This is a genomic window from Bacteroidales bacterium (genome assembly GCA_013141385.1).
GTDB lineage: Bacteria > Bacteroidota > Bacteroidia > Bacteroidales > Tenuifilaceae > UBA8529.
Window position 1 is genome coordinate 50,382 of record JABFRB010000040.1, and the last position, 16,557, is coordinate 66,938.

The 16,557-nt window shown below is 33.9% G+C and carries 10 protein-coding genes; all 10 read left to right on the forward strand.

Features of this window, described 5'->3' with window-relative positions; translation table 11 throughout:
* Positions 1–965 precede the first annotated feature (965 nt).
* The 10 genes from HOO91_19090 to HOO91_19135 all read left to right on the forward strand — a co-directional run bounded on the left by HOO91_19090 (position 966) and on the right by HOO91_19135 (position 16,437).
* Positions 966–2,333, forward strand: coding sequence for a hypothetical protein (locus HOO91_19090; protein ID NOU19668.1), 1,368 nt, complete (start codon positions 966–968; stop codon positions 2,331–2,333).
* A gap of 348 nt (positions 2,334–2,681) precedes the next feature.
* Positions 2,682–3,611 carry a hypothetical protein gene (locus HOO91_19095; GenBank protein NOU19669.1) on the forward strand — a complete coding sequence of 310 codons (930 nt, stop codon included), beginning with the start codon at positions 2,682–2,684 and terminating at the stop codon, positions 3,609–3,611.
* 724 nt (positions 3,612–4,335) lie between these two features.
* Complete coding sequence (locus HOO91_19100) at positions 4,336–6,222, forward strand: hypothetical protein (GenBank protein NOU19670.1); 1,887 nt, start codon at positions 4,336–4,338, stop codon at positions 6,220–6,222.
* On the forward strand, positions 6,219–7,310 hold the full coding sequence (locus HOO91_19105; protein ID NOU19671.1) for a hypothetical protein: 1,092 nt from the start codon (positions 6,219–6,221) through the stop codon (positions 7,308–7,310). The genes HOO91_19100 and HOO91_19105 overlap by 4 nt, the downstream gene beginning before the upstream one ends.
* A gap of 835 nt (positions 7,311–8,145) precedes the next feature.
* Positions 8,146–12,102, forward strand: a complete 3,957-nt coding sequence (locus HOO91_19110) for a PAS domain S-box protein (protein NOU19672.1) — start codon at positions 8,146–8,148, stop codon at positions 12,100–12,102.
* 528 nt (positions 12,103–12,630) lie between these two features.
* A complete protein-coding gene (locus HOO91_19115; GenBank protein ID NOU19673.1) occupies positions 12,631–13,824 on the forward strand; it encodes a PAS domain-containing sensor histidine kinase in 1,194 nt (397 codons plus the stop codon).
* Between the two features lie 182 nt (positions 13,825–14,006).
* Complete coding sequence (locus HOO91_19120) at positions 14,007–14,687, forward strand: hemerythrin domain-containing protein (GenBank protein ID NOU19674.1); 681 nt, start codon at positions 14,007–14,009, stop codon at positions 14,685–14,687.
* 13 nt (positions 14,688–14,700) lie between these two features.
* Entirely contained in the window at positions 14,701–15,258 is a 558-nt protein-coding gene (locus HOO91_19125) for a helix-turn-helix transcriptional regulator (protein ID NOU19675.1), read from the forward strand.
* Positions 15,259–15,341: 83 nt separating this feature from the next.
* On the forward strand, positions 15,342–16,157 hold the full coding sequence (locus tag HOO91_19130; GenBank protein NOU19676.1) for a hypothetical protein: 816 nt from the start codon (positions 15,342–15,344) through the stop codon (positions 16,155–16,157).
* A complete protein-coding gene (locus HOO91_19135; protein NOU19677.1) occupies positions 16,114–16,437 on the forward strand; it encodes a hypothetical protein in 324 nt (107 codons plus the stop codon). The genes HOO91_19130 and HOO91_19135 overlap by 44 nt, the downstream gene beginning before the upstream one ends.
* The last annotated feature ends 120 nt before the right edge of the window (positions 16,438–16,557 follow it).

The following is a 16,557-nucleotide window of genomic DNA, read 5'->3' on the forward strand; positions in this document are numbered from 1 at the left end:
TGATTGCACAATCCGCTAGCGCGGATTTATTACCGAAGGATACCTAATAGGTGGAGGGGGGTACTTCGGAGGTACCCCCCTCCACCTCCAAACCCCGGTTGCTTATCGATTGGATAAGAAATCTTACCAAAATGACAGGATTGCTTATCGTTTCGGTAGGATAATGTGTCGAAATGACAGGCTGCCTTATCAAAACGATGGGTTATCTTATCCAAACGATAAGTGATCTTATTAAAACGATAAGCGATCTTATCAAAACGAGAGGTTATCTTATCAAATGGATAAGCAATCGTATTAAATAGACAAACAATCGTATAAAAAGATTGGAAGTGGAATTAAAAAAATGTAGAGTCCTCGTTAAGCCGAGGCTTACGCCTCTGCTTTTCCATTCTTAATGGCTTTGCCTAGATAAACAGGGTAATCTTTAGCTTAATACTATAGTTGATTCAAGATTATTAAACTCTAGCAGGACCTTCGGACTCTGCTAGGTTAACCGTATTGGTTGACCTTCCAGATTCGTAAGAACTGGAAGAGTCAATAGTAACCCCCCGCTCATCGTAGATTGCTTTCAGCGAACTCGCAATGAACGCTCGGTTAGCGAAGCGTATCTACGTCGTAATTAAATAGCTGTCTTTGACCGCATAAATACCTTTATAAATCCCTGTTAAGCTGAGGTTTCCGCCTCAGCTTTTCTATTCTTAAAGGCTTTGCCTGCATATTACTAAAGAAACGTCAGCTCGATGAAAGGTGTCATTGGCTCCGAAGAACTAGCTCCGCCTTAAGGGTATGTAAAAACTAGATTGGTTTGAATGATTCAAAAATTACTACTATCTTTGATTACATATGGAGTTGATGCTTTGCTCCTTATTTTTTGTCATTATTATTTGACCATTATATGTATGATATATCTTACTCACAAAACATTAATTGATTTGCAATTATTTAATTTAATAGCCTTTAAAACAATGAAAAAGAATTTAGTTTATGCATTACTACTCGTAGCAATAGGCTTTGCCTCATGCAAAAAAGAAAACGAGAATGAATCTCAAGGAACCATTCAGTTTGGATTAAGTAAGTCACAACAGAAGTTGAAATTTGAAAGCAAAGCAGTTAATGAAACACCATCAACTATTCTTATATCTATTACCGATTCAAAAGGTAAAGTGATTCTTGAATCAAAAGAAATAGTTCTCTTTAACATGAATGGTAGCTATTTGAGCGAGCCATTACCCTTAATTGCTGGCAATTATAGTATCAGCAAATTTATAGTTCTTAATAGTTCCGATTCTGCTATTTTTGCTACTCCTTTAAAGAATTCTAAGTTTGCATATTTAGTTAATAATCCACTTCCAATTGAATTTAGTATTAGCAAAGACAACATAACCAAAATAGTTCCTGAGGTAATTTCTGTTGAAGGTGCAAGTTTTGAGGATTTTGGTTACGATAGTTTTAGTTTCGATGTTGTAAAAACTTTTAACTTCTTAACAACCGTTATGGTTTATAATGAAAGTGTTAAGAATTGGGAACTAACTTCAGCCAATATCTCCATTAAAAATGCAAACAATACAGTTGCCTATAGCGGTGTACTTGCTGCTATTACCAACCAAATTACATTGCGCGACAACTCCACCAGTTTTTCTATAGCTGTTAGCAAAGATGGATATCAAACTTATTATACTAACATTTCTGCCAATGAGTTAAAACTTTTTTATAGGAGTGAAGATAAAGGGCCTCTTATTATCAGACTTTTATCCGAATCTACTACAGTTACCGATATTGATGGCAACGTATACCATACCGTGAAAATTGGAAGTCAGGTTTGGATGGTTGAAAATTTGAGAGTTACAAAATATAATGATGGATCAAGTATTCCAAATGTAACTGATAATTCCTGGTTATCCTTAACAACGGGGGCATATTGCTGGTACAATAATGACCAAACATTTATGAACCCTTACGGAGCTATGTATAATTGGTATGCAGTGAATACTGGAAAATTGGCTCCAATAGGTTGGCATGTTCCAACATTAGCAGAATGGAATACATTATCATCTTATGTGGGAGGAGCATGTGGTGCTTTGAAAGAGATAGGTCTTACACATTGGTTTTCGCCCAATGGTGATGCAACAAATGGAACTGGATTTACAGCTGTTCCTAGTGGCTCGCGCGTGAACGTTTTTGTGAATATGGGTTATTTCTCACAATGGTGGAGTGCAACTCAATTAAACAGTACTTCAAGCTATGAATGGACTTTGAGATACAATGATGGAGCTCATTTTTACTCTGACAATGGTAAAGCTGTAGGAGATGCAGTTCGTTGTATTAAGGATTAAATTACCAACTAAATAATTTGAAAGTTTTCAAAATTAAGCTGAGATTCTCATCTCAGCTTTTTTATTCTTGTAGACTTTGCCTGTATGATAGCTTTGTTGTATCTATATATTCAAATGTTGATGAAAAAAACTGCTGTATCCACAAACAATTGTATCTACTTAATTAGATTTTCATTAAGTGTTTTTATCATTTATGAAATTTGCTTTTGAATAAATATTGTTGTAATTTTATAAAATAATGTCAAACATAACTAAGTTCTTAACTCATTTTGTTAGTAATAAATCATTGTTAAATGATTAATTAAAATGTAGTAAATTCATATGGGACTTAAAATAAATTGGAAGTTTATGAAAGAATTCAAAGAATTCATTTGCTCTAAATCGGGTCTTATTACATACCTTATAATAGTTACTTTGTTTCTACTAACCACAATTTTCTATTCTTGGCCTAATGACACTTACTTTACTCAGGGAAAAAAGAGTGTTGACAGTTTATTTGTGATTACTGATACTGTTGCAAAAATTCATATTGAAGGAAAATTCAAACCAGAAATATCAAGTGTACTTAAAGACACATCAAAACTGAGTTTAAAAATTACTAAACCAAACAAATCAGTTAATGAAACATCTATAACTTTTCTTCCTTCAGAAAATCCTATACCTGGAAGCTCGCTACTATTGTTAATAATCTTAATTGGTGCTCTTGGTTCAAGTTTACATGGGATCGTCTCAATTTCCTATCATATTGGAAACGGAAAATTCTCTACTACTTGGTCAACATGGTATTTATTGAGACCTTTTGCTGGAGGTGTCCTTTCATTGGTTTTCTACCTTGTTATTAGAGCAGGTTTTTATAAAGAATTTCACAATGCAAATTTTTACACAATCCTTGCATTATCTGGCCTAGTTGGCATGTTTTCAAAGCAAGCACTGAATAAGCTAAGTGAACTATTTGATTTTATATTTAAAAGCGATAAAGAAAAAGAAATAAACTTAAACCCGACCCCATATATTATAAATATTTCAGCCCAATCCATTTCTAAATCAAAAGATTTCAGCGAGCTTATATTTAATGGAAGTGACTTTATTGTTGACTCGCAAGTACGTTTCAATAACAAGGATTATAAACCCGAATTCGTTAGTTCAAAACAACTTAAACTTATAATCAAAAAAGATGATTTGATGAATATCAATTTACCAACTTTACGAATAGCTGTATTTAATCCTCCTCCAGAAGGTGGTTTATCTAATCAAATAGATGTTACACTTACACCATAGCTCTTTATAAAACAAATATGCTCTCGCTCGTCGTAGTTTTCTTTCATTGAACTTGCAAACTCAGTTCGTCTAGAGGTTAATGAAGATCGCTTTGCCAAGTTATATAAAGTCTAAAATTAAATAATACATATTTCTGAGTTTAACTCTGTCAGGGTTTTGAACCCTGACAGAGTTTTGTAGTGATACTTAATAGACATTATATACTAATCACACAATCCCTTATTAAACATCTCCCTATTAGATGTGAGGCTCCCGCTTCAGTTTTTCTATTCTTGAAGGCTTTTCTCAGAATTTGATTTGCTAAATACTCTTTGGTTAATGGCCTATCCACACTAAGATGTTTTGGATTTGAATGAAAATCATAACAATAGGTCAAAGTGGAATATTTCTATATCCCTATTTATTTCCTAAATAGAATAATAATTAGCAATAGACTCAGAAACCACTACAATTCAGAAAACAAGGAGAAAATATATCTACAGAGCACACAAAATATATTTTGAAACATATTGCTATTTTACTAGTCATTAATAAATATTATTTTATATTTAAAATACATATCTATATTATTTTTATATAAATATCTTATATTTAGTTCAATAAATAAATATATTTTCAATTAAATATATGCAATATCTTATGAAATATATTAGTACACTTTATTTACATTTTATTACTATTCCCTTCAATTCATATTAGAATTATTAACTTAAAATTAAGTTTTATGCCAGGTCCAGCTATTCATCACATTATTGCAAAAGAAATTGCAAATGAGTTGAAAACTAAATTAGACCCATCCTATCATCCATTTTTAGATCGATTGAGTGGGGATTTTGCTTCAGCTTTTTATCTTGGGTCTCAGGGCCCTGATTTTTTGTTTTTTAACACAAAGGACATTGATCCTACCCTTAAGAGGTTAATTGATATGTACCTTGATATCACTGATTTTATTGAAGATTTCAAGGCACAACTATTAGCAATTATTCCTCAAGAATTAAAAGATGCAGTTGCTACTCTCGAGGAAGTCTATGAAGATGTTGAAGCAAGATCTTCTACTCTCACAGAAATTTCTCAACTACTTACAGAAGCTAAAAACTTGATTTCTTTGCTTACAGCCACTTTGACGGCAAAAATCGAACAATTCATCCTGGATAATGTAGAGGTTTTTGAATTACTTAAGCATCCTATTCAGGATGGTCAGGATTTCAAAGATTGGTGGTGGTTTGATGTTTTGCATTATCGCCGAACAGGACAATATGCTCAAACATTACTTAAGAATTCAGCTCCAGGAACAATTGAACATGCTTATGCTTTAGGATATCTAACCCATTACGCGGCTGATATCGTTGGCCATCCATTTGTAAATATAATTTCCGGTGGACCTTATCGAACTCACCCAAAACGCCATAAATTAGTGGAGAACCACGAAGATGTAATGGCTTTTAAAGAATACACAGGGGGAGTTGAGTTTGTTCAAAGTAAACTTGGGGAGGATTATATTATAAATGGTGACGAAAGACATCTTCCCGGAAATTTAAATAACTTCGTTCTTGATTCTCTCAAAAAAGTTTATTTTGAATCTGGCAATTCGTTATATGGAAAAGAAATGAATAACGATGATCTGAATGATGCATACAGACTCTGGTTAATGTGGTTTAGAAAATCAACCAATACACTCGATCTTCCAAAACCTGAACCCTATTCTTTCAGCGCAGAAATGGAAGAGGTCTGGAATACATTTGTAGATAATCTAGAAGATCTTGGAGGTTCAATTGCGGATGGATTCAGCGGTGATGGTGGAATTCTTGGGGTTTTAAAAGCAATAGGACTTGCAATAATATCTCCTTTTCTTGCTGCCGCTGCAGCAATAGATGCAGTTATTGGAGCAATTGCTACTTTAGGTGCTGCACCTATTAGATTTATGATATCACTGGCTTATGAAGAACTTTATAATTCTTACATGAACCTTCACCAAGCAATAGTATTGAATGGATTTGGATTCCCATTTAATTCCCAATTGCCACATTATCTAATAAAACATCTTTATGATTCAGGAACAAATGATACATTAGGGCATAACGCTTCAACTCTATATAATTTTTTCCCTACCAGGAAGTTTAAACCAGTTGGAATGGAATGTGAGTGTCATTTAATTTACCCAATGCCTCCTCTCGCTACCCTTGAATTAGACAAAACTGCGGGTGCTCCTAAATCATATTACGGCATGAACTTGAAGCGGTATATTTTTGGTCCTATTAAATTTGACAGAGAAAGATATGAATTCCTGAAAAAATTCATTGAAAAAACAGGAGTCGATCATGAAGTAACAACCAATGAAAAATATAACCGTCTTTATGAAATGGGAATCCTAGATGCTTTTGGCTCTGCAATTGATTTCGGGTGCATCCTTTACCAAGATTTTCTTGATGGTAAATCATTAGCCGATTTCAATCTTGATGCCGACAGAGGAATTGGATTTAAAGCATGGCGCAAAGTTGCTGTTTATGCAGATGTAAATAACGAAAACAAACCGCATGTTGCGGTTACTACTGATAATAATGTTCTTAACATACAAACAGATATTATTGACCCTAGCTCCAAAATATTATGAAAGCAATAGAATTAATCAGAAAACTACAAGCTGACAAAAAAATGTCCATGGACAGGTTTCATAAGGATCCTGCAAACAGAAAAGCCTTTGAGAACAAGGATGATAAACCTGAGGAATTCAAAGATAAAACCATGTTGTACATCCGTTCTACCACTACCGACAATGGTAGTCGTCCTCTACCTGCAAACACTGTATTCTGGAATAGCCCTGACATTGAACTATTCAACTCTTCAGGCACGCTGATTCCTACAAATGAACTTGCACTTAACCAAAATCACACAATCACAGTTTTAGTCCATAATGATGGGGATATGTCATGCAATTCATGTGTAGTGGATCTCTTTATTTGCAATCCTTCCATTGGATTTGACAGACCTCATGCAACACAGATTGGGATAACCACCTTGAGTATCCTAGGACATAATACTGCAACTGCAAGTTTTAATTTTACACCAACCAATAGTAATCTCGGACACCAGTGTTTATTTGCAAGAGCCTACAGCTATATAAACGCCGATATGCCGAATTCGGCCGATCAGTTTAATCCAACAATTGATAGGCATGTTGCACAGCAAAATCTTAGTATTGTCAATCAGGGTGCAACTTTTGAATTTATGGTTTTTACACCAATGCAAATGAAGCAGCAAACTTTTACTTTAAAACTCACACAAAACAAAAATGCTGTTAATAAAAAACCGATAAATGCATTAGCAAATCTTGTTACAATAAACAAAGATATTAAAGTAAACCGATTCTTGTTTTTGAATAATATTGGAACTGCAAACAATTTAAACATCATTCAAAACAAAATCAATACAGTAACACAAAAAAGCTATTTTGTCCAGCTGTTACTTTATATTCTTTCATTAATTTTCAAGAAAAGTATTGATACCACACGTTTTGAAGCTATGAAATCTATCAATACTAATACTTGGACAAAAGAGTTCAAAGGCGGTGCTAATAAAGTAACAATGCAAATTCCGTTTATGTTTTTGCGTAAAAACAATGCCACCCAATTTGAGATTGAAATGATAAATGAAAAGACTGGGTTAAGCATTGGAGGTCTTACAATTATTGTAAAAGGATAGCATATAATATAGTTTAATAAGTAATTAATCCATTAAAAGCTGAGGTTTCCGCCTCAGCTTTTATATTACTAAAGGCTTTGCTTGCATGATACTCAAAACTAATTTTCTGAATCCCAATTGGTCTGTTGCAAAACCGCATGTGCAGAATTCAGGTTTGAATAAATACTCAAATACAGGTTTTAATGGAAAATTTCTATCTTTTGATACGGTACTATATTTTGTAAATAGTTAACCAATTCGCAATAGGCCCAGAAACAATAGGGGTTCTGTAATTCAAAAAACTAGGGAATGCGTTTCTTAAAGAATATACAAAATATATTTTGAAACATATTTGCTATTTATTTATTCGCTAATAAATATTTTTATATTTTTGAAATACATATCGATACTATTTTTATATTATTATCCTATATAAAGGATGATAGTTAAAGTATATTTGATTAATAACAAATTACAATATTTTATGAATATTATAGTACAATATACTTGTTGATTATTAACTTATACTCCTATTCCCTGTTAAGCTGAAGCTCCCGCCTCAGCTTTTCTATTCTTTAAGGCTTTATCCAACTGACGAGGATTTGCTACCGATCAAAGGGAGTTTAGACAAATTAATATGTTATAGAATTAACAGTAAAGAACATTTAAAAGCAAACAAAAAGATAAACTTAACCGTAATAGAACTGAACTAATCAGAAAAAATAAAATAATTTTCCTTTGATATAAAACCTTAACCAAAAAGCACAAAATAAAGCATAACGAGTCGACTTTTCGTTTAGCAAAGTAGGCTGTTTAAGCAGTTTTAAGGCAAGGCGGATTAAAAATTTGATAAAATATGAACTATCAGGATAAAAATAAAGAAGAATTAATAAATGAACTACAGGAATTGCAACAGAAGTACAATTTATTAAAGGAATCATACGATACTGATATCAATGAGCACAAACAAACGGTGGAGGCACTGCAGGAAAGCGAAGAGAAATTTAGGCTTTTGATTACAAATATCATGGATGTGGTCTACAGCGTTGATGTTGCAACAAAAGAATTCAAATACTTAAGCCCTACTTTTGAAAGAATTACTGGCTTTTCGCTCAATGATATCAAAGAGATGGGTGGAAGACATGCATTTTTAATTAAAGTTGTAACCGAAGAAAAGGTCACAGAGTGGGATAATATTCTTAAACAATTAGCTGAATATCATTCCAATACTGATTTCACACATGAAACGTGGTGGTTATGTAAGGATGGATCTTACAAATGTTTACAGGATCACTGGATACCAATATACATAAATGGTAAACTGGTTTCTACAGATGGCGTACTAATTGATATTACCGAGCGCAAGCAAGCAGAAGAAGAGTTGCGAAAGAGCGAAGAACGATTTAAGCAATTAGCTGAAATATTCCCTGAAGTTATCTTCGAATGCGACAATCAAGGGAATGTTACCTACTCGAATGAAAATGGTTTTAAAAAATTTGGTTATTCAAAGGATGATTTAGCAAAAGGCATTAATATCATTGACGTGATTATTCCAGAAGACGGGGAACGAGTAATGGCCCGAATGCAAAAAAGAACTGCTAGAGCAATAGGCGGCTATACTGAATTTAAGCCGTTACGTAAAAATGGTAGTTCGTTCCATGCCATAGCATTTTCTGCTCCAATTATTCAAAATCATAAGGTAGTCGGTTTTAGAGGGTTTTTGCTTGATATCACCGAACGTAAGCAATTTGAGGAAAAAATCAAGGAGAGTGAACAGCGTTATCGAATCCTATTCGAGACATCACCTACCGGAATTATGTTGTTAGATGAAAATGGAATTATACTTGAAGCTAATGACATACTCTCAAAAATCACATTTTACACTCAGGAAGAGCTTATAGGAAGGGATGTGCGAATGCTTGTTCCACCTGATTTAAACCATCATGCCGAAGAAAGTATCAAGCGAATTCTTGCTGGGGAAACGCTGGAGCAAGAAGTCTTAAATAGAAGGAAGGATGGTACATTTTGCTACTTATCGTTAAGAGAGAAGGCTATTATGCTACCAAATGGGCAAAGAGGGATTTTATCCGCCTTAAACGATACCACTGAGCGCAAAAAAGCTGAAGATGCACTCCAGAAGAGCGAGGAGATGTTTAGGCTTCTGATCACAAATATCAGAGATGTGGTTTATAGCGTTGATGTTGAAACAAAAGAATTCAATTACCTAAGTCCTACTTTCGAAAGAATTACTGGCTATTCACTCGAAGACATCAAGGAGATGGGTGGAAGGCAAGCCTTTTTAACTAAAGTTGTAACTGAAGCAAAGTTTGCGGAGTGGGATAATTTTCTTAAATATTTGGCCGAATATCAATTAGATACTGATTTCACACATGAAACATGGTGGCTCTGTAAGGATGGATCTTACAAATGTTTACAGGATCGATGGACACCAATTTACATAAATGGAAAACTGGTTTCTACAGATGGTGTTCTTATTGACATCACTGAGCATAAACATTTTGAGGAAAAACTCAGAGAGAGTGAACTGCGTTATAGAACTCTCTTCGAAACTTCACCTACTGGAATAACATTGATAGATGAAAATGGAATTATACTCGAAGCCAATGATATTATCTCAAAAATTACATTTTACACTCAGGAAGAGTTGATAGGAAGCAATGTGCGAATGTTTGTTCCACCTGACTTAGATCACGATGCCGAAGTAAGTATAAGGAGGATTCTTGCTGGGGAAACTCTTGAGCAAGAAGTCTTAAATCGAAGGAAAGATGGTACAATTTGTAACTTGTTATTGAGAGAGAAAACTATTCTATTACCAAACGGACAACGCGGGATTTTATCTGTTTACAACGATATCACCGAGCGCAAAAAAGCCCAAGAAGCTTTGCAGCAGAGTGAAGAACGATTTAAGCAATTAGCTGAAATATTTCCTGAAGTTATTTTTGAATGTGACACACAAGGGAAAATTACATACACAAATGAAAATGGATTTAAAAAACTTGGTTATTCATTTGAGGATTTAGAAAAAGGTACTAATATCATTAGTGTGATTCTTCCAGAAGATAGGGAACGAGTTATGGCTCAAATGCAAAAAAGAATTGAAAAAGTAGTAGGTGGTTATACCGAGTTTAAGCCATTATGTAAGAATGGGAACTCATTCGATGCAATAGCTTTTTCTGCTCCAATTGTTCAAAATCAAGAGGTTGTCGGGATACGAGGTTTTATGCTTGATATCACCGAACGTAAGCAATTTGAGGAAAAAATCAAAGAGAGTGAACAACGTTATAGAACCCTCTTCGAGACTTCACCTACTGGAATTATCTTGTTAGATGAAAACGGGATTATTCTCGAAGCTAATGATATAATCACAAAACACACACTTTACACTCAGGAAGAACTTGTTGGAAGCGATGTGCGAATATTCGTTTCATCTGATAAAAGCTACGTGGTTGACGAAAATATCAAACGAATTCTTGCTGGAGAAACTCTATCGAAGGAAGTCATAAATCGGAGGAAAGATGGTACATTTTGCGACTTTTCATTAAGAGAGAAGGCTGTTATGCTACCAAACGGGCAACGAGGGATTCTATCGCTTTACAATGATATTACTGAACGCAAGCTGGTGGAGAGAAAACTACAGGAAAGCGAAGAGCAGTTCAAAAATCTAGCAGAACTAGTACCACAACCAATATGGGAAACAGATTTAGATGCAAATTTCACATACACAAACCATGCTGGTAAAGAACTTTTTGGGTATAGTCACAATGACCTAGAAAGAGGCCTAAAAATCCTTGACCTGATAGCCCTCGAAGATAGGCAAAGAATTCTCAAAAATTTCTTACGAAAACTTGAAGGAAATCAATTTGAGGAACATGAATATGTAGGGTTGAAAAAAGATGGTACCAAGTTTCCTGTTTTAGTGTACAGCTCTCCCATTATAAGGAATGGAAAGCAAACAGGAATAAGAGGAATTCTCTTAGATATCACTCAAATAAAGCAGGCGGAAACAGAAATCAAATTAATAAACGAAGAACTTTCGAAAACAAATGCCGAAAAAGATAAATTCTTCTCCATTATTGCTCACGATTTAAAAAGTCACTTCAATGCTATTGTTGGCTTTAGCCAAATTCTTGCCAAACATGTAAAGGAAAAAAACTTTGATGATATGGATGAGTATGCCAAAATCATCGTACAATCATCTCATAATGCAATGGAATTGCTGAAAAACCTGATGGAATGGACACAATCACAAACTGGCAGGATGAATTTTAATCCGGAGCATTTTGACATGGCTAATCTTATCAATGAAATAGCACTTTTATTCAATGATGTTGCCAAACAAAAATCAATAGCCATTTCTAAGAGCGTCCTTACAACCGAACCTGTTTATGCTGATAAAGCTATGACTAGTACAATACTTAGAAACCTAATTTCAAATGCATTAAAATTTACTCCACGAGGTGGTTGTGTAATCATTGGCACTCAACAGATAGAAAATAGTACGATTGAAGTTTCTGTAAAAGATACAGGAATTGGCATGAACCAAGATATGATTGGGAATCTATTCCGACTTGATGTAAACACCAGCCGACCAAGCACCGATGGTGAAATCAGTACAGGTTTGGGATTACTTCTATGCAATGAGTTTGTTAAAAAACATGGAGGAACAATTCAGGTTGCAAGCGATGAAGGAAAGGGAAGTGAATTCAAATTTACTTTGCCAATTAGCAATTGGAGCAATATTATCAAATTACCATATACCAATCGAGTTCTAAGACATGAGCAAACAAATTAGTGTATTTTATAAGGTTGTTGCTACCAAACAATAACCGATGGCGATTTTTATAACGAATATTTAAATCTTGAAAGTTCAGCTGAGGCTCCCGCCTCAGTTTTTTCTATTTCTAAAGGTTTTGTATGAATAATACTCAAAATCGCTTTCGCTGAACTCCCTTTGGTCAGTTACCCAATCACTCTAGCAGGTAGTTTTATTAATTTCAGTGAAAGTGATTAAAAAATTATGAAATTTTTCAAACAAAAAGACGCCATTTAGGGTTAATTTTATACAAAATTTTTTGTTTTTAAAAAATGTTATACATTTACTTCTAGGTACAGTGCACATGTAGTTTTAAATATGGGTCGATGACAGAAAAGCAAGGTCTTCGCTCGCAGCAATGCATAATAACGGTGTATGCAATCGCCCATCTGAATAAGGCATGTGGGTTAGTAATCTCAAACAGATTATCTTTTTCAACCTCGCCAAAGGCAATTCCTCAGCACTCTAGACATTGAAACATTACGTGTAATTTTAAAAATATTCGCTATGAAGAGTGATTTAAATCACCTGACAGAAAGAATCAAAGAACTTGAGAATGAAAACTCAATTCTGAGGGCACAGAATATTGAGATTAATAAAGCAAAAGAGTTGTATTTGAAAATATTTGAGGATTTTCCTGCCTTAATTTGGCGTGCTCGGTTAGATAAGTTGTGCGATTATTTCAATAGAACCTGGCTTGAATTTACGGGTAGAACAATGGAACAAGAATTTGGAAATGGTTGGGCTGAAGGTGTACATCCCGATGATTTTGATTTTTGTTTGCAAACATATGTGGCAGCATTTGATAAAAGAGAATCCTTTCTGATGGAATATAGAATGAAAAACAAACATGAGGAATATCGTTGGATAAGGGATTTTGGACGACCATTTTACGATTTAGATAATTCATTTTTAGGCTATATTGGTTCCTGTTATGATATCACAGAAATTAAACAAACGGAATTAATTATTAATCAAAAGAATAAGGAACTAGAAAAACTCAATGCGGATAAGGATATTTTTATGTCAATTCTTGCTCACGATTTAAAAGGTCCGTTTAATTCCATATTGGGTTATTTAGGATTACTAACAGAAAATATTCACATATCAGACATCGATGATATCGAAAAGCAATTGAACATTATTAATAATTCAGCACTAAGCGTTTATAATTTACTGGAAGCCATTTTAATGTGGATAAATTCAGAATCGGGAAGAATACCATTCGAACCACAAAAATTAAACATTAAAACTGTTTGTTTAGATATTCTTGAAACTCTTAAACCATACGCAAATGCAAAAACCATAGCAATTGATTATTTTGGGGAAGAAAACCTAGCTGTTTTTGCTGATCTTAATATGCTTAGAACAATATTAAGAAACCTTATTTCAAATGCTATAAAATTCACAAATAACGGTGGTATAGTTACCATTAATGCACAAAAAATGGAATCAGATATTATAATTTCGGTTTCAGATAATGGGATCGGAATATCGCCAGAAATACAAAATAAACTATTTAAAATTTCGCAAATACATACATCCAGAGGAACTGCCGATGAGAGTGGAACAGGTTTAGGTCTCTTACTTTGTAATGAATTTGTAAATAAAAACGGCGGGAACATATGGGTAGAAAGCGAATTAGGTAAAGGCAGCACTTTTAAATTTACAGTACCAATTTATTTGGATAAAGAACAATAAAAAAACACGACAAATTGAACCTGTTAAGATGAGACTCCAACCTCAACTTTTCTATTCTTGAGGGCTTTACCTACCCAATACTTCAAAAAGGGAAAAGTTCAACAATAACTTTACCCAAGGCAATTACTTTTCAGTTGAACCTTTTTAAGGAACGATTTGTTTTGATATCAACATCAAAAAATATGATTACACAAAAAGATAAACTTTGCGATGTTTTAAGTCGGAATATCAACCTACTACCAATTGTATTTAGGTTTGGAATCAGCAGTAATTTTGGGCAGGAAACAATTGAGATGATTTGCTCAAAAAGAGCAATGAATTTAGAATTCTTCCTTTCGGTTATAAATACCTACAATTCGAACGATTATTTCCCAAATATCGATACAATTGATCTTAATCTGCTAATCGATTTTCTTACAAAAACACATAATTATCATAAGGGAGTTACAATACCTCGCCTCCAAGGGCTGTTAAATGAGCTAAAAAGAAAACTCCCCGATGCTAAATTATCTCATACACTTGAAAAATACTTTAATGAATACGTCGAAAAACTTTTAAAACATATAAACTTTGAAGAGGATAATATCTTTCCGCTTGTTGCAAAATCGAACTATTTAGAAGTTCGTGATGGGCAAAAATTATCATCCAATAATCTCAAGAAATTATTCAACCAGCACACCAATGTTGAAACCGAGCTAAGCGATTTAATTGTGGTTATTATACAACATATTCCTGCAAATTCCGACGAGCAACTTTTTTTCGAAATACTACACACCCTCTCCCATTTTGAATTGGAACAAATTGATCATGCCCGGTTTGAGGACAAGATACTTGTTCCAAGGCTTCTTAAACTCCTAACTTAGGAGGGTAATTCGAATGACCTTTAAAAGTTGCATTATAATCCACCAATCACCCATAGTTCAGAGTGGTTTAATCTCAATTCTGCAATCGTATAATGTGGAGATTCGCGAAACCCTACTGGATTGTCCTGATTGTAAATTGATAAAGGAATGGTTTGGTTTTATTGTTCTTATCGATACAAAACATTGGAATTTTATTCAGAAACACAAAAAATATCTTTTGAAAGGAGACAATTCGATTATTGGTATAGATTTTACCGAACAACCTATGGCAGATTTTACCCCTTTTAACGAAGTTATTCTTAAAACCGATAGTCAAAACTCCGTTCACGGCAAACTGAAAAGATATATTGAAAAATCAACAGAAATAAATTTAGAACATCAACTATCGTCCAGAGAACTTGATGTGTTAAAATTAGTAGCACAGGGAAATAGCAACAAACTTATCGCCGAAAAACTTTTTATTAGCATCCACACAGTAATCACCCACAGGAAACATATAACCAGCAAACTCGGAATTAAATCCATTTCAGGGCTAACTCTCTATGCAGTAATCAATAACATGGTTGATTAGTCTTACTAAAATACCAACTAATAGGGATTGTTGACCCACTACATTAGGGGTTACTTTGCATTCAAACAAAACTAAAATTAGCTATGAATGCAAAAAACTTATTTTCAAAGAACATCGTTCTTCTTATTTTTCTAGGTACATCACTGTTATCGAGTGCACAGGATAGAATTTTTACGTACACTTATCAAAGTATAGTTCTAAATAAGGGACAACGGGAGCTGGAGGTATGGAATACTCTTCGTACAGGCAGGGATGATTTTTATGCTCGATTAGATAATCGAACTGAGTTTGAGATTGGTTTAGGCAAAAGTTTACAAACTGCATTTTACCTTAATCTCACATCAAAAACAAAAACGGTTGAAGATCTAGGTGTAAAATCAATAAGTACTGAAAATGAGATTAGCTTCTCAAACGAATTTAAATTGAAACTTATGGATCCTGTAGCGAATCCTTTCGGATTGGCTCTATATGGGGAGTATGGTATTGGTACTAACGAACTTGAATTGGAGGGCAAGCTAATTCTCGATAAAAAGTTTAACAACCTAACCGTTGCAACAAATGTTGTTCTCGAAACTGAATTTGCACCTGAGTATGTTAATAACAAGCTAAATTGGGTGAAGGAAAACAAGTTAGAATACTATTTATCTTTTGGTTATTCATTAAACCCCAAATTAAATCTTACCCTTGAAAGTGCTTTTAAAAATGTATATGTTGATAAGGAACTCGAACATAGCGCTCTCTTCTCCGGCTTGGGTTTCTCTTATATCAATGATAATTTTTGGGTAAATTTTACGGTTATGCCTCAACTATTATCGCTTAAGGGCGAAACCAACAGTTTGTTAAATCTAAATGAGTATGAAAAATTTCAAATTAGACTCCTTTTCTCATATGCTTTTTAAAAGAAAAACAGCAATTATTTGCCTTACAGTTGCACTAACAGGGTTAATTATTGCATGTGGCACAGCATTATATATTCCAACTGAAGGTCAGATAACATCAAGTGTTAGTATTAAAGACTTACTTGATGGTAGAGCTTTGTATATAAACAAATGCGGTAATTGTCATTCTTTGGTTGTACCTGAAAAGCACACCACAAAAGATTGGAATATTTGGGTTAGCAAGATGGAAACCAAGGCTAAAATCACACCAAGGGAAAAGGAATTGATTTTAGGATATTGAGGTGTTTATTTAAATACTATTATTAGATTTGCATTCTAACCATAGAACGCATGAAGTTTACAGGGGAAAACATAATAGAATTTTCAGGCAGGTTTAAAGACGACTTTTCGTGCTTGGAGT

Excerpts from the sequence above, each read along its gene's own strand:
- HOO91_19090 (NOU19668.1), top strand. The coding sequence starts at position 966 with ATGAAAAAGAATTTAGTTTATGCATTACTACTCGTAGCAATAGGCTTT.
- HOO91_19095 (NOU19669.1), top strand. The coding sequence starts at position 2,682 with ATGAAAGAATTCAAAGAATTCATTTGCTCTAAATCGGGTCTTATTACA.
- HOO91_19100 (NOU19670.1), top strand. The coding sequence starts at position 4,336 with ATGCCAGGTCCAGCTATTCATCACATTATTGCAAAAGAAATTGCAAAT.
- HOO91_19105 (NOU19671.1), top strand. The coding sequence starts at position 6,219 with ATGAAAGCAATAGAATTAATCAGAAAACTACAAGCTGACAAAAAAATG.
- HOO91_19110 (NOU19672.1), top strand. The coding sequence starts at position 8,146 with ATGAACTATCAGGATAAAAATAAAGAAGAATTAATAAATGAACTACAG.
- HOO91_19115 (NOU19673.1), top strand. The coding sequence starts at position 12,631 with ATGAAGAGTGATTTAAATCACCTGACAGAAAGAATCAAAGAACTTGAG.
- HOO91_19120 (NOU19674.1), top strand. The coding sequence starts at position 14,007 with ATGATTACACAAAAAGATAAACTTTGCGATGTTTTAAGTCGGAATATC.
- HOO91_19125 (NOU19675.1), top strand. The coding sequence starts at position 14,701 with ATGACCTTTAAAAGTTGCATTATAATCCACCAATCACCCATAGTTCAG.
- HOO91_19130 (NOU19676.1), top strand. The coding sequence starts at position 15,342 with ATGAATGCAAAAAACTTATTTTCAAAGAACATCGTTCTTCTTATTTTT.
- HOO91_19135 (NOU19677.1), top strand. The coding sequence starts at position 16,114 with ATGAAAAATTTCAAATTAGACTCCTTTTCTCATATGCTTTTTAAAAGA.